This window comes from Pseudoxanthomonas sp. JC1303 (genome assembly GCF_058448525.1).
The window spans coordinates 3,850,447-3,875,382 of record NZ_CP185958.1; the positions used below are offsets into that span (position 1 = coordinate 3,850,447).

22 protein-coding genes are annotated in these 24,936 nt (G+C 66.8%); 17 read left to right on the plus strand and 5 right to left on the minus strand.

Annotated features, from left to right (window positions below; all coding sequences use genetic code 11):
- Nucleotides 1–3: 3 nt before the first annotated feature.
- Genes lapB through galU form a run of 4 tightly spaced genes read left to right on the plus strand, consistent with a single transcriptional unit; the run spans nucleotide 4 to nucleotide 4,972 of the window.
- Nucleotides 4–1,182: a lipopolysaccharide assembly protein LapB gene (gene lapB / locus ACORQU_RS17245; protein ID WP_271645973.1), complete on the plus strand. Its 1,179-nt coding sequence runs from the start codon at nucleotides 4–6 to the stop codon at nucleotides 1,180–1,182.
- The gene (locus tag ACORQU_RS17250; protein WP_491642290.1) at nucleotides 1,182–2,165 is read left to right on the plus strand and encodes an MraY family glycosyltransferase; all 984 of its coding nucleotides are present in this window, start codon (nucleotides 1,182–1,184) and stop codon (nucleotides 2,163–2,165) included. The genes lapB and ACORQU_RS17250 overlap by 1 nt, the downstream gene beginning before the upstream one ends.
- Nucleotides 2,166–4,073 carry a polysaccharide biosynthesis protein gene (locus tag ACORQU_RS17255; RefSeq protein WP_491642291.1) on the plus strand — a complete coding sequence of 636 codons (1,908 nt, stop codon included), beginning with the start codon at nucleotides 2,166–2,168 and terminating at the stop codon, nucleotides 4,071–4,073.
- Nucleotides 4,070–4,972, plus strand: coding sequence for a UTP--glucose-1-phosphate uridylyltransferase GalU (gene galU, locus ACORQU_RS17260; RefSeq protein WP_271645970.1), 903 nt, complete (start codon nucleotides 4,070–4,072; stop codon nucleotides 4,970–4,972). The genes ACORQU_RS17255 and galU overlap by 4 nt, the downstream gene beginning before the upstream one ends.
- A gap of 102 nt (nucleotides 4,973–5,074) precedes the next feature.
- Here galU and ACORQU_RS17265 read toward each other — a convergent pair whose 3' ends face one another.
- The 3 genes from ACORQU_RS17265 to ACORQU_RS17275 are packed head-to-tail and all read right to left on the minus strand — an operon-like array spanning nucleotide 5,075 to nucleotide 9,344.
- Nucleotides 5,075–6,283: an acetyl-CoA C-acyltransferase gene (locus ACORQU_RS17265; RefSeq protein WP_491642292.1), complete on the minus strand. Its 1,209-nt coding sequence runs from the start codon at nucleotides 6,281–6,283 to the stop codon at nucleotides 5,075–5,077.
- 24 nt (nucleotides 6,284–6,307) lie between these two features.
- Nucleotides 6,308–8,680, minus strand: coding sequence for a 3-hydroxyacyl-CoA dehydrogenase/enoyl-CoA hydratase family protein (locus ACORQU_RS17270; RefSeq protein WP_491642293.1), 2,373 nt, complete (start codon nucleotides 8,678–8,680; stop codon nucleotides 6,308–6,310).
- Nucleotides 8,681–8,708: 28 nt separating this feature from the next.
- Nucleotides 8,709–9,344: a TetR family transcriptional regulator gene (locus ACORQU_RS17275; RefSeq protein ID WP_491642294.1), complete on the minus strand. Its 636-nt coding sequence runs from the start codon at nucleotides 9,342–9,344 to the stop codon at nucleotides 8,709–8,711.
- 210 nt (nucleotides 9,345–9,554) lie between these two features.
- Between ACORQU_RS17275 and ndk the strand changes: the two genes are divergently transcribed.
- The 11 genes from ndk to ACORQU_RS17330 all read left to right on the plus strand — a co-directional run bounded on the left by ndk (nucleotide 9,555) and on the right by ACORQU_RS17330 (nucleotide 20,261).
- Nucleotides 9,555–9,980, plus strand: coding sequence for a nucleoside-diphosphate kinase (ndk, locus tag ACORQU_RS17280; RefSeq protein ID WP_130518656.1), 426 nt, complete (start codon nucleotides 9,555–9,557; stop codon nucleotides 9,978–9,980).
- A gap of 73 nt (nucleotides 9,981–10,053) precedes the next feature.
- Nucleotides 10,054–11,202, plus strand: a complete 1,149-nt coding sequence (rlmN, locus tag ACORQU_RS17285; RefSeq protein WP_271648695.1) for a dual-specificity RNA methyltransferase RlmN — start codon at nucleotides 10,054–10,056, stop codon at nucleotides 11,200–11,202.
- A gap of 7 nt (nucleotides 11,203–11,209) precedes the next feature.
- Complete coding sequence (gene pilW, locus ACORQU_RS17290; RefSeq protein ID WP_491645161.1) at nucleotides 11,210–12,007, plus strand: type IV pilus biogenesis/stability protein PilW; 798 nt, start codon at nucleotides 11,210–11,212, stop codon at nucleotides 12,005–12,007.
- A complete protein-coding gene (locus ACORQU_RS17295; protein ID WP_491642295.1) occupies nucleotides 12,004–12,891 on the plus strand; it encodes a helix-turn-helix domain-containing protein in 888 nt (295 codons plus the stop codon). The genes pilW and ACORQU_RS17295 overlap by 4 nt, the downstream gene beginning before the upstream one ends.
- A gap of 61 nt (nucleotides 12,892–12,952) precedes the next feature.
- Nucleotides 12,953–13,594: a YfgM family protein gene (locus ACORQU_RS17300; RefSeq protein ID WP_491642296.1), complete on the plus strand. Its 642-nt coding sequence runs from the start codon at nucleotides 12,953–12,955 to the stop codon at nucleotides 13,592–13,594.
- Complete coding sequence (gene bamB / locus ACORQU_RS17305; protein WP_491642297.1) at nucleotides 13,594–14,781, plus strand: outer membrane protein assembly factor BamB; 1,188 nt, start codon at nucleotides 13,594–13,596, stop codon at nucleotides 14,779–14,781. The genes ACORQU_RS17300 and bamB overlap by 1 nt, the downstream gene beginning before the upstream one ends.
- A 163-nt stretch (nucleotides 14,782–14,944) precedes the next feature.
- Nucleotides 14,945–16,342 carry a ribosome biogenesis GTPase Der gene (gene der / locus ACORQU_RS17310; protein ID WP_491642298.1) on the plus strand — a complete coding sequence of 466 codons (1,398 nt, stop codon included), beginning with the start codon at nucleotides 14,945–14,947 and terminating at the stop codon, nucleotides 16,340–16,342.
- A 4-nt stretch (nucleotides 16,343–16,346) separates the two neighbouring features.
- Nucleotides 16,347–17,564, plus strand: a complete 1,218-nt coding sequence (locus ACORQU_RS17315; protein WP_491642299.1) for a molybdopterin molybdotransferase MoeA — start codon at nucleotides 16,347–16,349, stop codon at nucleotides 17,562–17,564.
- Nucleotides 17,565–17,605: 41 nt separating this feature from the next.
- Nucleotides 17,606–18,703, plus strand: a complete 1,098-nt coding sequence (moeB, locus tag ACORQU_RS17320) for a molybdopterin-synthase adenylyltransferase MoeB (protein ID WP_491642300.1) — start codon at nucleotides 17,606–17,608, stop codon at nucleotides 18,701–18,703.
- A 101-nt stretch (nucleotides 18,704–18,804) separates the two neighbouring features.
- On the plus strand, nucleotides 18,805–19,050 hold the full coding sequence (locus ACORQU_RS17325; protein ID WP_491642302.1) for a hypothetical protein: 246 nt from the start codon (nucleotides 18,805–18,807) through the stop codon (nucleotides 19,048–19,050).
- Complete coding sequence (locus ACORQU_RS17330) at nucleotides 19,047–20,261, plus strand: low temperature requirement protein A (protein ID WP_491642303.1); 1,215 nt, start codon at nucleotides 19,047–19,049, stop codon at nucleotides 20,259–20,261. The genes ACORQU_RS17325 and ACORQU_RS17330 overlap by 4 nt, the downstream gene beginning before the upstream one ends.
- Before the next feature lie 32 nt (nucleotides 20,262–20,293).
- On the opposite strand, the gene ACORQU_RS17335 is transcribed toward ACORQU_RS17330, so the two are convergent.
- Nucleotides 20,294–21,871, minus strand: coding sequence for an FAD-dependent oxidoreductase (locus ACORQU_RS17335; protein WP_491642304.1), 1,578 nt, complete (start codon nucleotides 21,869–21,871; stop codon nucleotides 20,294–20,296).
- 190 nt (nucleotides 21,872–22,061) lie between these two features.
- On the minus strand, nucleotides 22,062–22,358 hold the full coding sequence (locus ACORQU_RS17340; protein WP_491642305.1) for a DUF1244 domain-containing protein: 297 nt from the start codon (nucleotides 22,356–22,358) through the stop codon (nucleotides 22,062–22,064).
- Between the two features lie 49 nt (nucleotides 22,359–22,407).
- Here ACORQU_RS17340 and folD point away from each other — a divergent pair, with 49 nt between their 5' ends.
- Nucleotides 22,408–23,283 carry a bifunctional methylenetetrahydrofolate dehydrogenase/methenyltetrahydrofolate cyclohydrolase FolD gene (folD, locus tag ACORQU_RS17345; RefSeq protein ID WP_491642306.1) on the plus strand — a complete coding sequence of 292 codons (876 nt, stop codon included), beginning with the start codon at nucleotides 22,408–22,410 and terminating at the stop codon, nucleotides 23,281–23,283.
- 133 nt (nucleotides 23,284–23,416) lie between these two features.
- Complete coding sequence (gene guaB, locus ACORQU_RS17350) at nucleotides 23,417–24,874, plus strand: IMP dehydrogenase (protein WP_271645950.1); 1,458 nt, start codon at nucleotides 23,417–23,419, stop codon at nucleotides 24,872–24,874.
- Nucleotides 24,875–24,936 lie beyond the last annotated feature (62 nt).

The window sequence follows — 24,936 nt, forward strand, 5'->3', positions numbered from 1 at the left end:
CGAATGGATTTTCTCAACCAGTGGTTCTGGTTTGTCCTGTTCGTGCCGCTGGCCGCGCTGGTCGGCTGGGTAATCGGCCGACGCGGTGGTCAACGGCACAACGTGACCCAGGTCAGCCATCTGTCCAGCACGTATTTTCGTGGCCTCAACTACCTGCTCAACGAGCAGCCGGACAAGGCGATCGAGCTGTTCCTGCATATCGCCGAGCTGGACAAGGAGACCTTCGAAACCCAGGTCGCCCTGGGGCATCTGTTCCGCCGGCGTGGCGAGGTCGATCGTGCGATCCGCCTGCACCAGGGGTTGGTGCAGCGCAGTGACCTGACCGACCAACAGCGCGTCCAGGCCCTGCTGGCACTCGGCGAGGACTACATGCGTTCGGGCCTGCTCGACCGCGCCGAAACCGTGTTCACCGATCTCGCCAGGATCGACCAGCGTGCCCCGCAGGCGCTGCGGCACCTGATCGGGATCTACCAGGCCGAGCGCGACTGGGAAAAGGCGATCGATAACGCCACCCGCTTCGAAGAAGTCACCGGGGAGCCGATGGGCAAGCTGGTCGCGCAATTCGAGTGCGAACTGGCCGAGCGCTACCGCACCGCCAATGCGATCGATTCTGCGCGTGAAGCGATCGCTCGCGCCTACCAGGCAGATGCCAAGTCCGTCCGCGCCGGCATCCTTGAAGGACGGCTGGAGGCCGAATCCGGGCATGCCGAGTTGGCCATCCGTGCGTTCGAGCGCGCCGCCCGGCACGACCCCGACTACCTGCCCGAAATCCTGCCAGGGCTGCTGGCCAGCTACGAGAAGGTCGGCGATGTCTCTGGCGCGCGTGCCTTCCTGTCCGAAATGTGCGAGCACTACCGGGGCATCGCGCCCGTGCTGGCGCTGACCCGCCTGGTGCAGACGCACGATGGGCTCCATGAGGCGCGGGTCTACCTCGCCCGACAGCTGAAGGATCGGCCGTCGGTGCGCGGCGAGGCGGCGCTGATCGAGCTGACGCTGTCCGAAGGCAGCGACGCTTCGGCAACGCTGCACGATCTCAAGCACATCACCGACCAACTCCTGGTGCGTAACCCGAGCTATCGCTGCACGCGCTGCGGCTTCGGCGCGCGGACCCACCATTGGCAGTGCCCCAGCTGCAAGGAATGGGGAACGGTCAAGCCGCTGTTGAACTACGCCGTCGTCTGATGTCCGACCTGGCGTGGGGCTATGTGGTGTGCGCGTTGGCTTCGGCTGGCCTGACCTGGGTTACACGTCAATACGCCCTGCGGCGCGGAATGATCGATGCGCCTGGCGCAAGGCGCAGTCATGTGGTGCCCACGCCACGCGGCGGCGGGTTGGCCATTGTGCTGGTGGTGTTGGGCGCGTGCTGTGCAGCTGGCCTGATATGGCCCGCGCATCGCCCCGCGCTCGTGCTGTTTGTGGTGGGCTTGGTTCTGGTCTCCGGCATTGGGTGGGTGGACGATCATCGCGCCCTCTCGCCGTGGCCACGACTCCTGGTGCATGTGCTGGCCGGCGCGCTGCTGGGAGCGGGCCTTTGCCTGGAGGGTCTGGCGTGGTGGCAGGCCATCGCTGGAGCCATGTTGTGCGTGGCGCTGGTCAACATCTGGAACTTCATGGATGGCATCAACGGCCTGGTGGCGAGCCAGGCCTTGATTGGAAGCCTTGGTTTCGCCTGGGTGCTGGTGGCGCCATGGTCCTGGGTAGCTGCTTGCTTCTGCGCTGCGCTCGTCGGTTTCCTGCCGTTCAATTTCCCGCGGGCGCGCATCTTCCTGGGTGACGTCGGCAGTGGGGCGCTCGGCTACACGCTGGCCGGGCTGGCGGTCATGGCCATGGCGCAAAACCCCGGTTCGCCTTGTCTGGTGCTGCTGCCGCTGGGCGTGTGCTGCATTGACGCTGGCTTCACGCTTGCTCGTCGTGTACTTGCGCGCGAAGCGTGGTGGCGTCCGCATACCACGCACGCCTATCAACGTGCCGCCCGACGCTGGGGGCACTCCCCGGTAACCCTTGCTTGTGCAGCACTGACCGCGACCGCTACGATGCTGATGGTAATGACCTGGGGCAGCGATATCGTGCTGGCGACCGGGGTTGCAGTCGTGTTTTGCGTGCTGGCTTCCTCACTGTGGTGGCTGCAGCTGGCCCGGGACTTCCCCACGGATGAGGAACACTGAATGAAGTATTGGCGTACGCGCCTTTCGGTCACGCTTCCCCGCGTGGCCATTGTCTGCCACGACCTGATCATGGTCTGGCTGTGCTGGCACGGGCTGCACTGGCTCCGTTATGCCATGGTGCAGGGCGCACCAGCGCTGCCGTGGTGGTCGGCCGAGTCCGCGATCGTGCTGGTGGCCCAGGGGTTGGTGTTTTGGCGCGTGGGCCTGTATCGCGGTTTGTGGCGTTTTGCGAGCGTCCCGGACCTGGGCAATATCTTCAAGGCCGGCCTGATCGGCTTGCTCGCCATCGCGATGGGACTGGTGGTCTATAACCGGATTGACGCGGTTTCGCGTGCGGCGTTGGTGCTGTATCCATTCGCCCTGGTCGGCATGCTCGGTGTTCCGCGACTGCTGTACCGCGCCTGGAAGGATAACCAGACGCGCGATGCGGTGGAGGTCGGGGCCAAGCGCGTCCTGGTGCTGGGGGCCGGACGTGCGGCCGAGGCGCTGCTTCGGGACCTGCGCCGCAGCGGCGCCTGGGAGCCGGTGGGCGTGCTTGACGATGCCGAACGGCTGCATGGCACCAAGCTGCGGGGCGTGCCCGTCCTGGGTGCGCTTGCGGATGCCCCCGTCATCGCGCGCGAGACCGCCGCGCGGCTGATCGTGATCGCCATTCCCTCACTGGACGCCACGGCGATGCAGCGGGTGGTCGCCATCTGCGAAGCCACCGGGTTGCCGTTCCGCACGGTTCCACGGCTGGTGGACATTCTGGAAGGCCGCTCCCTGCCAGGCGAGCTCAAGGAAGTCGCCATCGACGATCTACTCGGGCGCAAGCCGGTCACGCCAGACTGGAAATTGATCCGCGGCTGGCTGGGCGGACGGACCGTGCTCGTGACGGGCGCGGGCGGTTCGATCGGGTCGGAGCTGTGTCGCCAGTGCGCCCGGCACGGCGCCCAGCGCATCGCGCTGATGGAAATCAGCGAGCTGGCCTTGATTAAGTCGCATGAGGCGCTGTTGCGCGCCTTTCCCGATATCGAGGTGATTCCCTTCCTCGGCAACTGTGGCGATCCGGCTGCGATTGCGCACGCGCTGCGGGTCGTCCAGCCCGATGCGGTCTTCCATGCCGCCGCCTACAAGCATGTGCCCTTGCTTGAAGGTCAGTTGCGCGAGGCCGTACGCAACAACGTGCTGGTGACCGAAACCATGGCCCGCGCCTGCCGCGATGCCAAGGTCGGTACTTTCGTCTTCATCTCCACAGACAAGGCCGTGGATCCGGCGAACGTCCTGGGCGCGAGCAAGCGTCTTGCCGAGATGGCGTGCCAGAGCCTGGACGATCGGGACGGTACGCGCTTCACGACCGTGCGCTTCGGCAATGTGCTCGACTCAGCCGGATCGGTCGTGCCGTTGTTCCGCGAGCAGATCCGCGCAGGCGGCCCGGTCACGGTGACCCATCCGGAAGTCACGCGCTATTTCATGACCATCCCGGAGGCCTGCCAGTTGATCGTGCAGGCCGCTGCGAGCGCGGCCCATGCGTCCATCTACACGCTGGACATGGGCGAGCCGATTCCGATCCGTGTGCTCGCCGAACAGATGATCCGCCTGGCTGGCAAGCATCCGGGCCGCGACATCGCCATCACCTACACCGGTTTGCGACCCGGTGAGAAGTTGCACGAAACCCTGTTCCACGCCGAGGAACTCTACCGCCCCACGGCCCATTCGAAGATCCTGGAGGCCCGTGCACGGGCCGTCTCTCCGGAGGCCGTCACACGTACGTTGCACGCGTTGCGTCAGGCTGTTGCGGATTACGACGACCAAACGATCAGCGATCTGTTGCATACCGCCGTGCCGGAGTTCATCCGCGCACAGGATCATGAACCCGTCGATACCGTTGTTCCATTCCCATCCAGAGAGGCCAGGACCCACCGATGACCCAACGTATCCGCAAGGCAGTCTTTCCCGTCGCAGGCCTTGGCACCCGCTTCCTGCCGGCAACCAAGACCGTGCCGAAGGAAATGCTGCCGATCATCGACCGGCCGTTGATCCAATACGCCGTCGATGAAGCCGTTGAAGCGGGTTGCGACACCCTGATCTTCGTCACCAATCGATACAAGCATGCGATCGGCGACTATTTCGACAAGGCTTATGAGCTGGAAGACAAGCTCGAGGCATCCGGAAAGCTCGAGTTGCTTGAAAAGGTCCGCAATCCGCTGCCGAAGGGCGTGCGGGCGATCTTTGTCACACAGAACGAGGCGCTCGGCCTCGGCCATGCCGTGCTGTGCGCCAAATCCATCGTGGGCGAGGAGCCGTTTGCGGTGATGCTGCCCGACGATCTGATCGTCAATCGCGACGGGGACGGCTCGCTCAAGCAGATGGCCGACGCCCACGAGAGCACCGGCGCCAGCCAAATCGCCGTGCAGGACGTGGATCCGGACAAGACGGCCAGCTATGGCATCGTCGACACCGACGCTTTCGACGGTCGCAGTGGCAAGATCAACGCCATGGTCGAGAAGCCGCAGCCAGCCGATGCGCCGAGCAACCTCGGCGTCGTGGGGCGTTATGTCCTCGATGGCAGCATCTTCAAACTGCTTGAAGAGACCAAGCCGGGTGCCGGCGGAGAAATCCAGCTGACCGACGCCATCGCCGCCCTGCTCAAGCAGAAGCCGGTCCACGCCTATCGCTTTAAGGGCACCCGCTTCGACTGCGGCGCGCACATCGGCTTGGTCGAAGCCACCATCCATTACGCGTTGCACAGCGAGAAGATCGGGGAGGCCGCGGCCGAAGCCATGCGCAACGCCCTGAAGGAGCTGGGTGTGCGCGAATCGCAATAGCGGTTTCGCACGGCCTGGAGCGTAAAACAAAGGCGGCCATTGGCCGCCTTCGTTTTTGGTCAGGATGCTCCGGCACAATACCGGCGCGCCTCAGGCCTGGACTCAAAGCGCCTCGAAGATCCCGGCCGCGCCCATGCCGGTGCCGATGCACATGGTCACCATGCCGTACTTCTGCTGGCGACGACGCAGGCCATGCACCAGCGTCGCGGTGCGAATCGCGCCGGTCGCACCCAGCGGGTGACCCAGTGCGATTGCGCCGCCGAGCGGGTTGATCTTGGACGGGTCAAGCTCGCTGTCGCGGATCACCGCCAGCGACTGCGCGGCGAAGGCTTCATTGAGTTCGATCCAATCCAGCTGATCCTTGGTCAGGCCAGCCTGCTTGAGCGCCTTGGGGATGGCGGCGATCGGGCCGATGCCCATGACCTCGGGACGCACGCCGGCGACCGAAAAGCTCACCACGCGTGCCAGGGGCGTGAGGCCGTAATCCTTGATCGCCTGTTCGGACGCCAGCAGCACCGCGCCGGCGCCGTCGCTCATCTGCGAGGAGTTGCCCGCGGTGACGCTGCCGCCGAACTGACCATTGCGGAACACCGGCCGCAGCTTGGCCAGGCCCTCGATCGAGGAATCCGGGCGCGGGCCCTCGTCCTGTTCCACCAGCAGCTTGCGCAGGCGAATGGTGTTGCCGTCGGCCAGTTCGGGCTGGTGCGAGGTGATCTCGTAAGGGGTGATCTCGTCCTTGAACTCGCCGGCCTGGATCGCCGCGATGGCCTTCTGGTGCGAGGCGAGGGCAAAGGCGTCCTGGTCCTCACGACTGACTTTCCATTCCTCGGCGACCTTCTCGGCGGTGATGCCCATGCCGTAGGCGATGGCCACGTGGTCGTCCTTGAACACCGACGGCGACAGCGCCACCTTGTTGCCCATCATCGGCACCATCGACATCGATTCGGTGCCACCGGCCAGCATCAGGTCGGCATTGCCCAGCCTGATCTGGTCCGCTGCCAGCGCCACGGCCTGCACGCCGGAAGAACAGAAGCGGTTGATCGTCTGGGCCGCGATGGTGTTGGGCAGGCCAGCGAGCAGCACGGCGATGCGCGCCACGTTCATGCCTTGCTCGCCCTCGGGCATGGCGCAGCCGATGATGGCGTCATCGATGCGCGAGGTGTCGATGCCCGGGGCCTGCGCGACCACGGCCTTGAGCACGTGGGCGAGCATGTCGTCGGGACGGGTGTTGCGGAATACGCCCTTCGGCGCCTTGCCCACCGGGGTGCGGGTGGCGGCGACGATGTAGGCATCCTGGATCTGCTTGCTCATAAATAGTGTCCTCGTCTCGTCGCGTCAGTTGCGCAGGGGCTTGCCGGTCTTGAGCATGTGCGCGATACGCGCCTGCGTTTTCTCCTGCTGGGCCAGTTCCACGAAGTGGCGTCGTTCCAGCTTGAGCAGCCATTCCTCGTCGACGATGGCGCCGCGGTCCACCTCGCCGCCACACAGGACGGTCGCGATGCGGGTGGCGATCTCGTAGTCGTACTCGCTGATGAAGCGGCCTTCGAGCATGTTGACCAGCAGCATCTTGAAGGTCGCGATGCCGACGTCGCCGGCGACCTGGATGCGGCGCGCGGGCAGGGGCGGGCGGTAGCCGGATTCGGCCAGCGCCGAGGCTTCGTTCTTGGCGATGTACAGCGACTCGTAGGCGTTGAAGACCACCTTGTCGGTCGGACGCAGCAGGCCGAGCTCCTGCGCATTGACCGCGGAGTTGGAGACCTTGGCCATGGCGATGGTCTCGAAGGTCTTCTTCAATTCGGCGAACACGTCGCCGCCTGGACCTGCGGCGACCGAAGCACGCGCGGCCAGCTCTTTCAGCCCGCCGCCGGCAGGCAGCAGGCCGACGCCGGCCTCGACCAGGCCGATGTAGCTTTCCAGCCCGGCCACCGTCTTGGCGCTGTGCATCTGGAATTCGCAGCCGCCGCCCAGGGCCAGGCCGCGCACCGCGGCCACGACCGGCACCAGCGAATACTTGATGCGCTGGCTGGTGGCCTGGAAGTTGGCGACCATGGCCTCGAACGCATCCACCTTGCCGGCCTGCAGCAGGCCGAGCGCGCCGGCCAGGTCGGCACCGGCGGAGAAGGGCTCCTTCGGCTGCCAGATCACCAGGCCCTTGAAGTCCTTCTCGGCGCGGCCGACGGCTTCCTGCAGGCCATCCAGCACCTGGTCGGAAACGGTGTGCATCTTGGTCTTGAAGCTGACCACGGCCACATCGTCGCCGTCGTGCCACATGCGCACGCCGTCGTTCTCGTAAACGGTCTCGCCCTTGGGAAACTGTTCGCCAAGGACCGGATCGGGGAAGCGCTGGCGCTTGTAGACCGGCAGCGACGAACGCGGCAGCTTGGCATCCTGCACCGGGCTGTAGGAGCCTTCGGCGCCATGCACGCCGTCGCGACCGTCGAACACCCAATCCGGCAGCGGGGCATCGGACATGGTCTTGCCGGCGACGATGTCATCGGCGATCCACTGCGCCACCTGCTTCCAGCCGGCGGCCTGCCAGGTCTCGAACGGACCCAGCGACCAGCCATAGCCCCAGCGGATGGCCAGGTCCACATCGCGCGCAGTCTCGGCGATGTCGGCCAGGTGGTAGGCGCTGTAATGGAACAGGTCGCGGAAGGTCGCCCACAGGAACTGCGCCTGCGGGTGCTGGCTCTCGCGCAGCTTGGCGAACTTCTCGGCCGGGTCCTTGATCTTCAGGATCTCGACCACTTCCGGGGCGGCGGCGCGATCAGCGGGGCGGTAGTCCTGCTTCTCCAGGTCCAGCACCACGATGTCCTTGCCGACCTTGCGGAAGATGCCGGCGCCGGCCTTCTGACCGAGCGCGCCCTTGGCGATCAGCGCCTCCAGCCACTTCGGCGAGGTGAAGTACTCATGCCACGGGTCGTCGGGCAGGGTATCGGCCATGGTCTTGATGACATGGGCCATGGTGTCCAGGCCGACCACATCGGAGGTGCGATAGGTGGCGGACTTCGGCCGGCCGACCAACGGGCCGGTCAGCGCGTCCACCTCATCGAAGCCCAGGCCCGAGGCCTGCGTGTGATGGATCGTGGAGAGGATGGAGAACACGCCGATGCGGTTGCCGATGAAGTTCGGCGTGTCCTTGGCGTAGACCACCCCCTTGCCCAGGGTGGTGACCAGGAAGGTTTCCAGGCCTTCGAGCACCGCCTTGTCGGTGGTCTTGGCCGGAATCAGCTCGGCCAGGTGCATGTAGCGCGGCGGATTGAAGAAGTGCACCCCGCAGAAGCGATGGCGCAGCTGCTCGGGCAGCACCTCGGACAGCTTGTTAATGCCCAGCCCCGAGGTGTTGGAGGCCAGCACCGCATGGTCGGCCACGAAGGGCGCGATCTTGGCGTACAGGTCCTGCTTCCAGTCGATGCGCTCGGCAATGGCTTCGATCACCAGGTCGCACTCGCGCAGCAGGTCGAGATCGCTGCCGTAGTTGGCGGGCGTAATGGCTTCGGCCAACGTCTTGGAGGCCAGCGGAGCGGGGGAGAGCTTGCCCAGTTGGGCGATCGCCTTGAGCACGATGCCGCTGGCAGGCCCCTCCTTGGCGGGCAGGTCGAACAGGACCGTATCCACGCCCGCATTGGTCAGGTGCGCCGCGATCTGGGCGCCCATGACGCCAGCGCCCAGGACGGCGGCGCGGCGCACAAGTAGTTTCTGAGACATATTCAACAAACCCTTGTTTTGGTTGAAATCATGATTCAAGGATGGCGGCACGAAACCCCGCCTCGGCAAATCGGATCAGTTCGCGGGCGGCGCGCTCACGATGCGCCGCCTCGGTGACGCCGGCAGGTCGTTTGATCAGGCCGAAGTCGGCCATGGCATAGGTCAGCGCCCCGGCCAGGAAGTCCAGCCGCCAGTACAGCTCTTCCTTGCTCAGGGCCGGCAGGCAGGCGGAAATGGCCTTGGCGAAGTCACGCAGCACGTGGCCGTAGTGGTCGGACAGGAACTTGCGCAGGTTGTCGTTCTTTTCGGCGTAGGCCCTGGCGATGACCCGGACGAAAGCCGCCCCGCCCTGGCCATCCTCGGCCATGGCCAGGGCCGGCTGTACGAAGGCCGCCAGCACGGGTTCGAGCATGCCGGGATGGTCGCGGGTCGCAGCCTCCAACTGGCCCAGGCGCGCGGCCGTCATGACGTCCATACGGCGCCGGAAGACCTCATTGACCAGGTTTTCCTTGGAGCCGAAGTGGTAATTCACCGCTGCGATGTTGACGTCGGCGCGGCTGGTCACCTGGCGCAGCGACGTGCCGGCAAACCCGTGCAGGGCGAACAACTCTTCGGCGGCGCCGAGGATGCGGTCCTTGGTGGAAAACTGGTTGCCGTTGGCCATGGTCGGTTGGGGATGTGAATCAAACGCTTGTTTGAGTCTGCGCCCTCGATGCGCCCCTGTCATGTTGCAGTGCGACAAAATCACGTGCGGGCTGCATCGTTGCGGGCGATACGTTAGAATTCCCACAACAAACCAACCTAAGCCCGCGTCCTGACGCGGGTTTTTCGTGCACCTGCGGATCGCGAGGTCCGTTTTTTCGGAGAAAATTCCATGGCGCTTGAGCGCACCCTGTCCATCATCAAGCCCGACGCCGTCGCCAAGAACGTCATCGGCGAGATCTACGCCCGCTTCGAGAAGGCCGGCCTGAAGATCGTGGCCGCCAAGTACAAGCAGCTGTCGCGCCGCGAAGCCGAAGGCTTCTATGCCGTGCACAAGGATCGCCCGTTCTTCAACGCGCTGGTCGAGTTCATGATCTCCGGCCCGGTGATGATCCAGGCGCTGGAAGGCGAGAACGCCGTGGCCGCGCACCGCGAGCTGCTCGGCGCCACCAATCCGAAGGACGCCGCGCCGGGCACGATCCGCGCCGACTTCGCCGATTCGATCGATGCCAACGCCGCGCACGGCTCGGATTCGCTGGAGAATGCCGCGATCGAGGTGGCGTACTGGTTCGCCGCCACCGAAGTGGTGTCCCGCTGAGGGAGGGCCCGTGACCGAGACCAAGCCGATTCCGGTTGTGACCACCACTGGCGACGCGCTCGCCGGTGGGCTGGTGCGCAAGCAGAACCTGCTCGATCTCGATCGGGTCGGGTTGGAGCGCTTCTTCGAGGAGACCCTCGGCGAGAAGCGCTACCGCGCCCACCAGGTGATGAAGTGGATCCACCACCGCTACGTCACCGACTTCGACCAGATGACCGACCTGGGCAAGTCGCTGCGCGCCAAGCTGCAGCAACATGCCGAGGTCGTCGTCCCTGGCGTGGTGTTCGACAAGCCTTCCACCGACGGCACCCACAAGTGGTTGCTGTCGATGGGCGTGGATGGCAAGAACGCCATCGAGACCGTTTATATCCCGGACAAGACCCGCGGCACGCTGTGCGTGTCCTCGCAGGTCGGTTGCGCTTTGAACTGCCAGTTCTGCTCGACCGCCACGCAGGGCTTCAACCGCAACCTGTCCACGGCCGAGATCATCGGCCAGGTCTGGGTGGCTGCACGCCACCTGGGCAACGTGCCGGCGCAGATCCGCCGTCTCACCAACGTGGTGATGATGGGCATGGGCGAGCCGCTGGCCAATTTCGACAACGTCGTGCGCGCGATGAGCATCATGCGCGACGACTTGGGCTACGGGCTGGCGAGCAAGCGGGTGACGCTGTCGACGGCCGGCATGGTGCCGATGATCGACCGCCTCTCGACCGAGAGCGACGTGTCCCTGGCCGTGTCCCTGCACGCGGCACAGGACGACCTGCGCAGCCAGCTTGTTCCCCTCAACAAGAAATACCCGGTCGAGCAGCTGATGGCGGCCTGCGCGCGCTATCTGAAGGCGAGCCCGAAGCGGGACTCGATCACCTTCGAATACACGCTGATGAAGGGCGTCAACGACCAGCCGGAACACGCCCGGGCCCTGGTCCGGCTGATGCGGCAGTTCGGTAACCAGATGCAGTCCCGCGAGGCGGGGAAGGTCAACCTGATCCCGTTCAATCCTTTCCCCGGCACGCGCTACGAGCGCTCGGAGGAGCCGCAGATCCGTGCCTTCCAGAAGATCCTGCTGGACAACCAGGTGCTCACCATGGTCCGGCGCACCCGCGGTGACGACATCGACGCGGCCTGCGGGCAGCTCAAGGGACAGGTCATGGACCGCACGCGGCGTCAGGCCGAGTTCAATCGCCAGCTGCGTGAGCAGGGCCTGGGTGATGCCGCTGCGTAAGCTGCTGCTGGCAGGGATCATCCTTGCGGCGGCTGGCGCCGGCTGCTCGCGGCTGACCTTTGTCCGCCCAAAGGGGGGCATGAAGGAAATCGAGGTCCCCAAGAGCACCTACCACGTGCGCGACAGCAAGGCGACGCAGCTGCGGCTGGAAGAGCGGGAAAGCCTGGGATTGTCCGAGCAGCGCCTGCGTGTGGGCGACCTGGACGCGGCCGAGAGCGAAGCGAACAAGGCGCTCAAGCTGAATCCTGATTCGGCCGATGCGCACACCTTGTTGGCCATTGTCGCCGGGCGTCGCGGGCAGGGCGAGGCGGCGGGCGAGCATTACCGCCGTGCGGCCGAGCTGTCGCCCAACAGCGGCAGCATGCTCAACAACTATGGCGCCTGGCTCTGCAGCAATGGGCATGCCGCTGAAGCGCTGGTGTGGTTTGACCGTGCCCTGGCTGCGCCCGGCTACGCGGCTCCGGCTTCGGCACTGGCCAATGCCGGGGGATGCGCGCTGCAGACCGGGCAGTACGAGCGGGTGGAGCCTGACCTGCGCAAGGCCTTGGCGTTGGACCCGATCAATGCCTATGCGCTGGTTTCCATGGCGCGCAACGAGTACCGACTGGGCCACTTCATGGATGCGCGCGCATTCGCCGAACGGCGTCTTGCAGCTGCACCAGCGGACGCAAGCGTGCTACAACTGGCAGCCGACATTGAGACCAAGCTCGGCGACAGGGCAGCTGCCGAGAAATATCGGCAGCGACTGCGGGCGGAGTTCCCGGATGCTGCTGCCGCAAGTTCCGGGGACACTGCAAGACCATGACGGATCGGAACACGACCCTCTCCGTGCCCAGTGACGGGCAACAGGCGGAGACCGGCGCGATGCTGCGCCGCGCCCGCGAGCAGCAGGGCATGACCGTCGCGCAGGCGGCTTCCCGGCTCAAGGTTCCCACGCGCGTGGTCAGCGCGCTCGAGGAGGGCGACTGGGCGCGACTTGGAGCGCCGGTCTTCGTGCGCGGACATTTGCGCAGTTACGCAAAACTGCTGGGTGTCGATGTCGCGGCCTACCTAGACCAGGCCTCCCTGCAGGCCGTAAGGCCGGTCGAGCTGGTCAGTCATACCCATACGCCGCGCTACCAGCGCGTCCTGGAGAGCACGGCCCGGCGTGCGGTATACGTGGTGATCACGGTGTGTTTCTTCGCGGTGCCGATGTGGCTGCTGTTTTCCAATAACGGTGCCGGCACGCGCGCCCTGAAGACCGCGTCGCTGGATGTGATTCCCAAGGCCGAAGTGGCCGGTCAGCCTGCGACCGAGCCGGCTTCCGAGGAGCGCCCAGTGACGCCGCCGCCTGCCTCCTCGGCTGCCTATGACGACAACGGGCCGATCACCGCGTCCATGGCGCCGCGCCTGAATCGCGCAGCCGAGCCCGTCGAACCGCAGACCTCCGCGCTGCACCTGAGCTTCAGCGGCGACAGCTGGGTCGAGATCGAGGATCCCGAGGGGCACATGATCGAGCGCGGCCTGCTCAAGTCGGGCGATGAACGCGCCTTTTCGGCCGGGCAGGTTGGCTGGATCAAACTGGGCAATGCGACTGCGGTTCAGGTTCAGCATGACGGGAGTACGGTGGACCTCACGCCGTATCAGCGGGCCAACGTGGCGCGCTTTGCGGTATCCTCCGACGGATCACTCGCGCCGGTCCAGGACTGATCCGCGAGGGTCTTCCTGAAGCAATTTGATGACCCCGCGTCTTTGCGGGGCGAGAGTACGCATGGCAATTGATGACCTGCTGGACGAGCACGAGCAGAGTGAGCGCGTCCGCAACTGGCTGAAGAACAACGGCGCCGGACTGATCGGTGGTATCGCGCTGGGACTGGCACTTATTTTTGGATGGAAGTGGTGGGTGCAGCACCGCGACCAGCAGGCACAAGCGGGCTATGCCGCCTACGCCGAGGCGGTCAAGGCGATCGGGGGCGATGACCTCAAGCAGGCCCAGTCCAAGGTGGCCGCGCTGCGCGAAGCGTCTCCGCAGTCGCTGTATGCCCAACTCGCTGTCCTTGAACTGGCCCAGGCACAGGTCAAGGCCAAGCAGCCTGACGCCGCGCTGGCCACCCTCAAGCAGGTCGCTGCGGATTCCCCGATGAAGCCTTACGCGGACCTGCATGCGGCGCGCCTGCTCAATGCAGCCGGCAAGCCGGAGGACGCCGTCAAGCTGCTGTCTTCCTACGACAGCCCATCCGCCCTGGAAGTGCGTGGTGACGCGCTGGTCCAGGCTGGCAAGCTTGAAGAGGCCCGCGACACCTATCTGAAGGCCATGACCGGCATGGATGTGGCATCGCCACAGCGCCGCATCGTCGCTATCAAACTCACCCATGCCGGCGGCACCCCGCCCGGGTCCGCGGAGTCGATCTGATGAAACTGGTTGTCAACCTCAAGCGCGTGGCCGTGGTCGTCGCGCTCGCCGCGGTGATGTCTGGGTGCACCACCGTCAAGGGCTGGTTCACCGATGACAAGAAAGCCGCCGAGAAGGCCGCAGTCGAACCGCTGCCCTTGGAAAAGTTCAAGCCGTCGATCGAGGTCGACAAGGTCTGGACCGCCAAGGCCGGTGATGGTGAAAAGCTCCTCGGGACCCGTCAGGGCCCGGCGATCGCCGATGGTCATGTCTATGCGGCCGCGATCGAGGGTGGCGTGCGCGCGCTCGACCTGCAGACCGGCAAGGAGCTGTGGCACAAGAAGATGAAGGACGCGCGCGTCTCGGCCATCGGTGCGGGCGAAGGCCTGGTGGTGATCGGCACGCTGTCAGGCAAGGTCATCGCCCTTGACCCGGCCACCGGGGACGAGAAGTGGACCGCCCAGGCGAGCAACGAAGTGATCGCCCCGCCGGTGATCGGTCAGGGCAACGTGCTGGTGCATGCCAACGACGGTCAGGTCCTGTGCTACCAGGTCACCGACGGCACCCGGCGCTGGTTCTGGAACCGTGAGCAGCCAGCGTTGACCGTGCGCGGCAATGGCCCGGTGGAACTGGGGCCGGGCATCGTGTTCGTGGGCAATGACGATGGCACCCTGAGCGCATTGGCGCTCAACGATGGTCACTCGCTGTGGGACCAGACCGTGGGCCAGCCCGAAGGGCGCACCGAACTGGAGCGCATGGCCGACGTGGACGGCGCACCGGTGGTCGATGGCACCACGATCTACGCTTCCAGCTACAAGAACGCGACCATCGCGGTCGATGGTCCCAGCGGTCGCACCCTCTGGAGCCGCGACAACGGTGGGTTTGCCGGGCTGGGCGTCGGTCCGAGCAGCTTGGTGGTTGCCGACAACAAGGGCGCGGTGTGGTCGCTGGACAAGAACAGCGGCGGTTCGTTGTGGTCCAACCAGAAGCTGCTGCGGCGTGCGCTGACCGCGCCGACCGTGGATGGCGACTACGCCGTGGTCGGTGACTACGACGGCTATGTGCATTGGCTGCGGCTGGACAATGGTGAAATCGTCGCGCGTGAGCGCGCTGGCGGCGACCCCATCCGGGCCAAGCCGGTGTTCGCCGACGGGGTGCTGATCGTGCAAAACACCGACGGCAAGCTGACGGCGTTCCGCATCAAGTAAACCCGTCCGCTGCCGACACGGGGAGCCGGAACATGCGTCCGGCTCCCCGTTTTCGTATCCTGTTGCGCCATGACGCGTCCTGGCGCGGGCCTGCCGGCACTGCTGCGGCGTCCCGGCCACAGGCCTTCCCTTGTTTCAACACCCCGGTCCTGGACCGATTCCAATGCTTCCACTTGTCGCCCTGGTGGGCCGCCCGAACGTGGGCAAGTCCACGCTGTTCAATGCGCTGACCCGCAGCCGCGACGCGTTGGTCCACGACCAGCCCGGCGTGACCCGCGACCGCAACTACGGCATCTGCCGCCTGGATCCCGAGCAGCCCTTCGTGCTGGTCGACACCGGCGGCATCGCCGGCGACGAGGAGGGTCTGTCGGGCGCCACGGCCCGTCAGGCGCGCGCCGCTGCGGCCGAGGCCGATCTGGTCCTGTTCGTGGTCGATGCGCGCGAAGGCGCTTCGGCGCTGGACGACGAGATCCTCGAATGGCTGCGCAAGACCGCCCGGCCCACCATGCTGGTGCTGAACAAGATCGACGGCGTCGATGAGGACAACGCCCTGGCGGATTTCGCCCGCTACGGGTTCTCCGACGTGGTGAGCCTGTCCGCGTCGCATCGGCAGGGCCTGGATGAACTACTGGACGAGGTGTTAGGGCGGCTGCCGGAGGAGGGCGCCGGCGAGACGCTGGATACCGATCCCAACCGGGTCCGGATCGCATTCGTGGGCCGGCCCAACGTCGGCAAGTCCACCCTGGTCAACCGCTTGCTGGGCGAGGAGCGGATGATCGCCTCCGAAGTCCCCGGCACCACGCGCGATTCGATCGCCGTGGACATGGAGCGCGACGGGCGCCTGTATCGTCTGGTCGATACCGCGGGCCTGCGCCGCAAGGGCCGGGTGGACGAGGTCGTGGAGAAGTTCTCCATCGTCAAGACCCTGCAGGCCATCGAGCAATGCCAGGTCGCGGTGTTGCTGCTGGACGCGACCGAAGGCGTCACCGACCAGGACGCCAGCGTGCTGGGCGCGATCCTGGATGCCGGCCGCGCCCTGGTGGTGGCGGTCAACAAGTGGGACGGACTGACCGACTACCAGCGCCAGCAGGCCGAGCAGTTGCTGTCGCGCAAGCTGGGGTTCGTCGAATGGGCCGAAGCCGTGCGCATCTCCGCCAAGCATGGTTCGGGGTTGCGCGAGCTGTTCAAGGCGGTCCATCGCGCGCACGCCTCGGCCACGCGCACCTTCGGCACCAGCGAGGTCAACAAGGCGCTGGAAATCGCCTACGAGTCCAACCCGCCGCCATCCATCCGCGGCCACGTGTCCAAGCTGCGTTATGTCCACCCCGGTGGAGAGAACCCGCCGACCTTCATCGTCCACGGCACGCGCCTGAAGGTGTTGCCGGAATCGTACAAGCGCTACCTGGAAAACTTCTTCCGCAAACGTTTCAAGCTGGTCGGGACTCCGGTGCGGTTCCTGTTCCGTGAGGGCACCAACCCGTACGAGGGCAAGAAGAACGTCCTGACCGAGCGCCAGGTGGCCAAGAAGAAGCGCCTGATCCGCCACGTCAAACGTAAGTAGGCCGATGGCTGCATTCCCGACGCGCATCGATTACGCCCAGGCGCTGGAGACCGTCCTCAGGGTCGGCGCCCAGCGCCGCCTGACCCCACAGCGTCTGGCGATCCAGCGTGTCGATGGCCGGATCCTGGCCGAACCGGTGGACGCGGCCATTGCGCTGCCGCCGTTCGACAACAGCCGCATGGACGGCGTTGCGGTGCGCAGCGTGGATCTGAGTGACAGCGGCCCGACGACCCTGACCCTGGTGGGCGAGCAGTTCGCCGGTGCCGATGCGGGGCTGACGCTGCGGGCAGGGCAGTGCGCCCGGATCACGACCGGCGCGCCGCTCCCGGCAGGCGCCGACACGGTGGTGATGAAGGAACTGCTCGACTGGAGCGGTGAGCAGGTGATCGTCCCCCCCGGCGTGGCGGCTGGAAACGACGTCCGCCGCGCGGGTGAGGATGTGCAGGCCGGTACGCGCGTCCTGGAGATGGGGCAGGTCATGACCCCGGCCCGGGTCTCGCTTGCCGCCGCGCTCGGGCAGTCCGACCTGGCGGTGTTTCCGCGCCCCACGGTCGCGGTGTTCTCGACCGGTGACGAGCTGACCGAGCCCGGCATGCCGCTGGGCCCGGGGCGGATTTACGACAGCAATCGTGACCTGCTGATGGGGCTGCTACGCCAACTGGGCCTGGAGCCGGTGGCCTGGCCGCGCCTGCCGGATGATCCGCAGCGCGTGGAGACGGCATTGCGCGATGCGGCGGCCGCCTTCGATGTGGTCATCACCGCGGGCGGTGTGTCGGCCGGCGAGAAGGACCTGGTCCCCGGACTGCTGCAGGCCCACGGTGAAGTGCATTTCTGGAAGGTGCGGATCAAGCCCGGCATGCCGGTGCTGTTCGGCGTGCTGGACCGGGCGGCGTTCCTGGGGCTGCCGGGCAATCCGGTCTCGGTCCTGGCCACGTTCCTGGCATTGGGCCGGCCGTTGCTGGATGCGATGCAGGGCAGGGCGGAGCCGCGGCCCCGCTTCATGGCGCGCCTGTCCAGCACCTGGCGCAAGACGCATGCGCGCCAGGAGTTCCTGCGCGGGCGGCTGCACAGCGCCGACGATGGCAGCCTGCTGGTCGAGCCCAACCCGGCCGAAGCCTCCCACCAGCTGCGCGGGGCGGCCGACAGCGATGCGCTGATCGTCCTGGACGCCGGTGAGCGCGAATATCCCGCCGGCTTCGTGGTGCCGGTGCTGCCGTACTGACGTTCGCGCCCGCCGCTGCCGGAGGGGACGATAATCCGCGCATGGACATCGAACACCTCACGCCCGCACAGGCACGGCAGCGCCAGCGCGCCGGGGCCGTGCTGGTCGACGTACGCGAAATACATGAGCGCGCCCAAGGCCAGGCCGAAGGCGCGCAGGGCATCGCGCTTGCGCGCCTGCTGGAGCAGCCAGCGGACCTCCTGACGGACGCCTCGATGCAGATCGTGCTGATCTGCCAGAGCGGGCAGCGCTCCCTGGCGGCGGCGCAGGCCCTGCTGGGCCGAGGCTATGCGCGGCTTGCCACGGTGGAAGGCGGTACCACGCGCTGGCGCGCCGAGGGCTTGCCGATGGTCGTTCCAGAGCTGGAGGCCGGGCAGCGCGATTTCGGTGAGCGCTATGCACGCCACCTGCTGCTGCCGGAGGTGGGCGAGGCCGGCCAGCGCCGCCTGCTGGCATCGCGCGTGCTGCTGGTCGGCGCCGGAGGACTGGGCTCGCCGGCTGCCTATTATCTGGCGGCCGCTGGGGTCGGGCAGCTGCGGATCGTGGATGACGACGCGGTCGAGCGCAGCAATCTGCAGCGCCAGATCCTTCACACCGAGGCGCGGATCGGGATGGCCAAGGTGCACTCGGCCGCCGCCGCGCTTGAGGCGCTCAATCCCGGTGTGACGGTCCAAGCGCTCCAGACGCGGCTCGATGCCGACAACGTCGCCGCGCTGCTGGACGGCGTGGACGTGGTCATCGACGGCGCGGACAACTTCCGCACGCGCTACGTCCTCAACGACGCCTGCGTAGCGGCCGGCAAACCCCTGGTCTACGGCGCCGTACAGCAGTTCGAGGGGCAGGTCAGTGTCTTCGACGCGGGCCGGCAACCGGGCATGGCGCCGTGTTATCGGTGTCTGTTCCCCGTGCCGCCGCCCGCCGGGCTGGCGCCGGACTGCGCCGAGGCCGGGGTGCTGGGCGTCCTGCCGGGAGTCATCGGGCTGCTGCAGGCCACCGAGGCGATCAAGCTGCTGCTGCAGGTCGGGACGACGCTGGCCGGGCGCTTGCTCAACTTCGATGCATTGTCGATGCGGTTTCACGAACTGGCGCTTCCGGTCGATCCCGCGTGTCCAATCTGCGCGGTGACTGCCCGGACCTGAGCGACTGAGCGGAGGGAGCGTTGTTAGCGCGCTCCCCGTGGCTGAAGTGATGCGTTAACGTTTCAGTCCATGTCCTTCCGAAGCTCCCCGCGATGCGCACCTTGATCTTGATCCTGGCCGGCCTGCTCATCGCCGTGGGCGCCGTCTTCCGCATGCCGCCACGCTACCGGCGCCATGGCGCGGTCGCCTTCACGGTGCTGTGGCTGCTGGCGGTGGGCTGGAACCTGAGAACCGGGCTGTCGCACGGTTACTCGCTGGGCGAGGAGGCCCCACTGCAGTTGCTGATCTTCGCGCTGCCGGTGGCGCTGGCTTGGATTCTGGCGATCAGGCTGCGGAGGCCGAGGTGAGCGCTGCGGCGCATTCCGCGCGCACGGCGACCGAGCCCCACCCGCTGCTACGCGCGCGCGATGGGCACGAAGCCAAGGTCCATTACGCGGAACTGTTCTTCGACCTGGTCTATGTGTTCGCGGTCACCCAGGTCTCGCATTACCTGCTCGCGCATCTCACCGCCCTGGGCGTATTGCAAGCCCTGGTGCTCTGGTGCGCGGTGTGGCTGGGCTGGCAGTACACCTGTTGGGCCACCAACTGGTTTGATCCGGAGACGCGGCCGATCCGCCTGCTGCTGTTCGCGCAGATGGGCGTGGCCCTGGTCATGGCCGCGGCAATGCCCGGGGCCTTCGGTGAGCGCGGACTGGTCTTCGCCGGCTGCTATGCGGTGATGCAGGTGGGCCGGGCGCTGTTCCTGCGGCTTCAGCTGGGCACGCATCCGCTGGGGCCGAATTTCAGCCGGATCCTGGCCTGGGCGTGCATTTGCGCAGTGTTCTGGATCTGCGGTGGGCTGCTGGACGGCAACTGGCGCCTGGCGTGCTGGGCCGTGGCGATCCTTTGCGAATACATCTCGCCGATGTTCGGGTTCCGCCTGCCCAGGCTGGGGCGCTCGGACAGCCCTCGGGAGTGGACGATCGAGGGCGGGCATCTGGTGGAGCGCTGCGCGCTGTTCGTCATCGTCGCGCTGGGGGAATCGATCCTGGTCAGCGGTGCGACCCTGGCCCATGCGCATGACTGGTCCGGTGCGGTGCTGTCGGCGTTCGGTCTCGCTTTCGTGGGGAGCTTGGCGATGTGGTGGCTCTATTTCAACACCGCCGTGAGCGATGCCACCGAGGTGATTGTTCACGCCGATGACCCCGGACGCTATGGCGCGCTGTTCCACTACATGCATTTGATTGTGGTGGGCAGCGTGATCGTGACCGCAGTCGGCAATGAGCTGGCCATCGCCGGCGGACATGGACATGTTTCCGCGTTGGCGTTCGCTGTGGTGGTCGGAGGTGCGCTGCTGTTCCTGCTGGGCAATGGCCTCTACAAGCGCGTGGTCTACACGCGTTTCCCGCTCTCGCACCTAATTGGGCTGGCGCTGTTGCTCGTCGTGGCCGCTGGCGCACCGTGGCTGGGACTGGCAGGCCTCAATACGGCCGTGACCGGGGTGCTGGTGGTGGTCGCCGTCCTGGAGACCCGCAGCCGCATGCGCATGCGCGCTGACGAGAACGGGCGACACGCCTAGTGCCGCCCGTTTGATCACAGAGCCGACGCGGATCAGGCCGCCCGCCGCTGCCTGTCCGACTCCTGAAGGGCCTGCACCAGATCGAAAGGACCTGCCTTGATCTCGTCCGCGCTTGGGGAGCGGCCGCCGCGCAAGAGTTCTTCGAACGCCGCGAGTGCCTTGTCCTGCCCGACACCGGCTGCCGCCACGGCGTAGCCACCTTCCAGGCTGAACTCGATGAAGTCCAGGCTGCCGGGATCGCCCCAGAGGTGGCGCTCGGCGCGGGGCCCGGCGTGGCCCACGTAGCGCAGGCTCTTGCCGTATTGCATGGTCCAGAAGAAGGGGACGCGCCCGTCCATGGTGCCCTGCTGGCGGGCCAGGATCGCCTCGGCCGTGGCCATGCCCTCCTGCATGGCCACGCGCCAATGTTCCACGCGCAGGCGTCCGCACGCGGTGGGGGCCGCTGCGATATCGCCCACCGCATAGACACTGGGCGCCACACGCATGCCCGCATCGACCTTGACTGCGCCGTCCTCGTCGACGAACTCGCCGAGCAGCCCTGCATCCGGCGTGACACCCAAGCCGAGCAGCGCCAGCCCACACTTCACCCGGGTGCCATCCTCCAGGATCACCGCGTCCACCTTGCCATCGCCATGCAACCCCTGCACGCGTTGGCCGAGACGGAAGCGCACGCCGTTGTGCGCATGCAGATCCTGCATGGCGCGAGCGGGCTCTGGGCCGAACAAGCCGCGCAGGATCTGATCGTCCGGTCCAATCACGGTGACCGATTTCGCTCCGCCATCGCCGACCAGGCTGGCGGCGGCCTCCAGGCCGATGAAGCCCGTCCCGACAATGACGATGTCCTGCGCCTGGGCGCCCTCGCGCAGCGACTTCGCGTCATCCAGCGAACGCAGCATGTGCACGCCGGACAAGTCTGCGCCTGGCAGGTCGGCGGACTCCGGCGAGGCGCCGGTGGCGACCACCAGATGGTCGTAGCGCAGCCGTTCCCCGCCACGCAGGGTGACGTGCTTGTGGGCCATGTCCAGGGTGCCAACCGGCGTCTTGACGAGGGCGATCCGCTGCCCGTCCGCCCAGTCCTGACCGCCGAGGGGGAGGTCGTCCGCGGCCATTTCCCCGGCGAGAAACGCCTTGGAGAGCATGGTGCGGTCGTAAGGGGCAACGCCTTCCGGCGCCAGCATGGTGATGTGCCCGGCATAGCCGCGTAGGCGCAGGGTCTGGGCGGTCATGAAGGCGCTCGCGCCCGCGCCAACGATCACCACGTGGTCACTTGCCAGCTGGGGAATCGGCGCGCTGGAGGGCGCGGTGCGGGCGGAATCCACGCACCAGCCATCGCCGTCACGCTCGACCACGAACCGGGTCAGATGCTCGGTGGCCGGCGGTTCGCGCAGGCCGCCATCGGTGGTATCGAACGCCGCATGATGCCAGGGACAGACCACGCGCCCGGCGCAGCGCACGCCCTGGCTGAGGTCGGCCCCGGCGTGCGGACAGGTGCCCTGGAAGGCGCGGATGCGCTCGCCATCGCGCAGGACCAGGATCTTCTGGTCATCGGCGGCGTAACCGCGCATGCCGCCATCGGGAATGTCGCGGGTCTGGAAATGGATCGTGGACATGCGCTCACCTGATCGTACGGGGGAGCTTCGACCTTGCCGGCCTCGCTGGCAGGGCCACGTCAACGAATCGCTGCGATCGCGTATGCGTGGTCCTGTTGTTCAGTGCTGGGCGGGTTTGGCGTGATGGACACGTGCATGCAGCGCCCATCCGCAGGCGTCCGGCGTGAAGACCTGCCGGAGATCACCCCCGTCAGCCGTGGCGCTTGCGCGCCTCGGCGAAGGCCGCCAGCTGCGCCGGGGTGGCTTCGGCCTGATGCTGGGCCTTCCACTCGGCGAAAGGCATGCCATAGACGGCCTCGCGGGCCCGATCCTTGCTCATCGGCGTGCCGGCGGCCTCCGCTGCCTCGCGGTACCAGTCCGAGAGGCAGTTGCGGCAGAAGCCAGCCAGGATCATCAGATCGATGTTCTGCACATCGGGGCGTTCGACGTTGAGATGCCGGAGCAGGCGGCGGAAGGCGGCGGCTTCGAACTGCGTGGTGTCGGTCATGGGGGCAATCGGGGACAATAGGGAGCCAAAGACTCTACACCGCACCCCGATGACCGCTGCCATGCCCGCCCGCATCCTCGATGGACGTCGTATCGCCGAGGACCTCCTGGATCAGCTCAAGCAGCGGGTCGAAGTGCGCGTGGCGGCGGGCAAGCCAGCGCCCGGTCTGGCGGTGGTGCTGGTGGGCGGGGACCCGGCCAGCGCCGTGTATGTGCGCAACAAGCGTCGCGCCGCGGAGAAGGTGGGCATCGTCGCCCACGATTACGACCTGCCGGCGGGCACCACCGAGGCCGAGTTGCTGACCCTGATCGACCGACTCAATGCGGACCCGGCCATCCACGGCATCCTGGTCCAGCTGCCGCTGCCCGGGATTCCCGATGCGCGCCGGCTGATCCACAGGATCGATCCGCGCAAGGACGTCGATGGCTTCCATCCGGAGAACGTGGGTCACCTGGCCTTGCGCGAATTCGGCCTGCGCCCGTGCACGCCGCGCGGCATCGTGACCCTGCTCGGGCACACCGATCAGCCGGTGCGCGGTCGCAACGCCACCATCGTCGGGGTGTCCAACCACGTCGGCCGGCCGATGGCGCTGGAGCTGCTGATCGCTGGCTGTACGGTGACCTGTTGCCACAAGTTCACGCCGGCCGAGGTACTGGAGGCCAACGTGCGCAACGCCGATATCCTGGTGGTCGCCGTCGGCCGGCCGAACCTGATCCCCGGCGAGTGGGTCAAGCCCGGGGCGGTGGTGATCGACGTGGGCATCAACCGGCTCGAGGACGGCCGCCTGACCGGCGACGTTGGCTTCGAGGCCGCTGCGGCGCGCGCCAGCTGGATCACGCCGGTGCCCGGCGGCGTGGGCCCCATGACCGTGGCCACCTTGATGCAGAACACCCTGGAAGCGGCCGAAGCCGGCGACGCCGGCTGAGCCGGGCAGGGCGGATTTGGCCGAGCGTCCCGCCCGCTGGCGCTTTCAATACTGCTTTCCACCCGTGGACTGAGGAAAAGCCTGCGGCGCTGCGGTACAATGTCGCGCTTCCAAAGAACCGGTTAGGTGGCCGATGCTCCGCATCCTGGCTGAAGCACTGACGTACGACGACGTTTCCCTCGTCCCCGCCCATTCGATCGTCCTGCCCAAGGACGTCAGCCTGGAAACGCGGCTCACGCGCGATCTGAAGCTGAAACTGCCGATCCTCTCGGCCGCGATGGATACCGTCACCGAGCATCGCCTGGCGGTGACGATGGCCCAACTGGGCGGCATCGGCATCATCCACAAGAACCTCAGCGTCGACGAGCAGGCCGCCGAAGTGGCCCGGGTCAAGAAGTTCGAATCCGGAGTGATCACCGAGCCGTTCACGGTCGGCCCGGACACCACCATCGCCGAAGTCCTCAAGCTCACCCGCGACCGCAACATTTCCGGCGTGCCGGTCGTGGACGGCGGACAACTGGTCGGCATCGTCACCAGCCGCGACATGCGCTTCGAGAAGAAGCTCGACGATCCGGTCCGTCACATCATGACCAAGAAGGATCGCCTGGTCACCGTGCGCGAAGGCGCCAGCGACGAGGAAGTGCTGGAGCTGCTGCACAAGCACCGCATCGAGAAGGTGCTGGTGGTCAACGACGGCTTCGCCCTGCGCGGGCTGATCACGGTCAAGGACATCCAGAAGAAGTCCGACAGCCCCAATGCCGCCAAGGACGCCTCCAGTCGTTTGCTGGTCGGCGCCGCGGTCGGCGTCGGCGGCGACACCGAGCAGCGGGTCGAGGCGCTGGCGGCTGCCGGCGTGGACGTGGTGATCGTCGATACCGCCCACGGCCACTCCCAGGGCGTGCTGGACCGCGTGAACTGGGTCAAGAAGACCTTCCCGCAGCTGCAGGTCATCGGCGGCAACATCGTGACCGGCGACGCTGCGCTGGCGTTGATGGATGCCGGTGCCGATGCGGTCAAGGTCGGCGTGGGTCCGGGTTCGATCTGCACCACGCGCGTGGTCGCGGGCGTCGGCGTGCCGCAGATCACCGCGGTGGACATGGTCGCCGAGGCCTTGCAGGACCGCATCCCGCTGATCGCCGATGGCGGCATCCGCTTCTCCGGCGATATCGGCAAGGCGCTGGTCGCCGGCGCCTCCACGGTGATGATCGGCGGCCTGTTCGCCGGTACCGAGGAAGCCCCGGGCGAGGTCGAGCTGTTCCAGGGCCGCAGCTACAAGAGCTATCGCGGCATGGGCTCGCTGGCCGCGATGGAAAAAGGGTCCAAGGATCGCTATTTCCAGGACGCCTCCGATGCCGACAAGTTGGTGCCCGAGGGCATCGAAGGTCGCGTGCCGTATCGCGGCTCGGTCGGCAGCATCGTCCACCAGCTGGTCGGTGGCCTGCGCGCGACCATGGGTTATGTGGGCTGCGCGACCATCGAAGAGATGCGCACCAAGCCGCAGTTCGTGCACATCACCGGCGCCGGCATGCGCGAGAGCCATGTGCACGACGTGCAGATCACCAAGGAACCGCCGAACTACCGGGCGGGGTAAGACAGGCCACTTGCGCGGCACTGCCGCGCAGCCTGCCGAACGCCCGGCCACGGATGGCCGGG

What these genes read in the sequence shown, in the direction of transcription:
- lapB (WP_271645973.1), top strand. Translation starts at nt 4, where the DNA reads ATGGATTTTCTCAACCAGTGGTTCTGGTTTGTCCTGTTCGTGCCGCTG.
- ACORQU_RS17250 (WP_491642290.1), top strand. Translation starts at nt 1,182, where the DNA reads ATGTCCGACCTGGCGTGGGGCTATGTGGTGTGCGCGTTGGCTTCGGCT.
- ACORQU_RS17255 (WP_491642291.1), top strand. Translation starts at nt 2,166, where the DNA reads ATGAAGTATTGGCGTACGCGCCTTTCGGTCACGCTTCCCCGCGTGGCC.
- galU (WP_271645970.1), top strand. Translation starts at nt 4,070, where the DNA reads ATGACCCAACGTATCCGCAAGGCAGTCTTTCCCGTCGCAGGCCTTGGC.
- ACORQU_RS17265 (WP_491642292.1), bottom strand. Translation starts at nt 6,283, where the DNA reads ATGAGCAAGCAGATCCAGGATGCCTACATCGTCGCCGCCACCCGCACC.
- ACORQU_RS17270 (WP_491642293.1), bottom strand. Translation starts at nt 8,680, where the DNA reads ATGTCTCAGAAACTACTTGTGCGCCGCGCCGCCGTCCTGGGCGCTGGC.
- ACORQU_RS17275 (WP_491642294.1), bottom strand. Translation starts at nt 9,344, where the DNA reads ATGGCCAACGGCAACCAGTTTTCCACCAAGGACCGCATCCTCGGCGCC.
- ndk (WP_130518656.1), top strand. Translation starts at nt 9,555, where the DNA reads ATGGCGCTTGAGCGCACCCTGTCCATCATCAAGCCCGACGCCGTCGCC.
- ACORQU_RS17295 (WP_491642295.1), top strand. Translation starts at nt 12,004, where the DNA reads ATGACGGATCGGAACACGACCCTCTCCGTGCCCAGTGACGGGCAACAG.
- ACORQU_RS17300 (WP_491642296.1), top strand. Translation starts at nt 12,953, where the DNA reads ATGGCAATTGATGACCTGCTGGACGAGCACGAGCAGAGTGAGCGCGTC.
- bamB (WP_491642297.1), top strand. Translation starts at nt 13,594, where the DNA reads ATGAAACTGGTTGTCAACCTCAAGCGCGTGGCCGTGGTCGTCGCGCTC.
- der (WP_491642298.1), top strand. Translation starts at nt 14,945, where the DNA reads ATGCTTCCACTTGTCGCCCTGGTGGGCCGCCCGAACGTGGGCAAGTCC.
- ACORQU_RS17315 (WP_491642299.1), top strand. Translation starts at nt 16,347, where the DNA reads ATGGCTGCATTCCCGACGCGCATCGATTACGCCCAGGCGCTGGAGACC.
- moeB (WP_491642300.1), top strand. Translation starts at nt 17,606, where the DNA reads ATGGACATCGAACACCTCACGCCCGCACAGGCACGGCAGCGCCAGCGC.
- ACORQU_RS17335 (WP_491642304.1), bottom strand. Translation starts at nt 21,871, where the DNA reads ATGTCCACGATCCATTTCCAGACCCGCGACATTCCCGATGGCGGCATG.
- ACORQU_RS17340 (WP_491642305.1), bottom strand. Translation starts at nt 22,358, where the DNA reads ATGACCGACACCACGCAGTTCGAAGCCGCCGCCTTCCGCCGCCTGCTC.
- folD (WP_491642306.1), top strand. Translation starts at nt 22,408, where the DNA reads ATGACCGCTGCCATGCCCGCCCGCATCCTCGATGGACGTCGTATCGCC.
- guaB (WP_271645950.1), top strand. Translation starts at nt 23,417, where the DNA reads ATGCTCCGCATCCTGGCTGAAGCACTGACGTACGACGACGTTTCCCTC.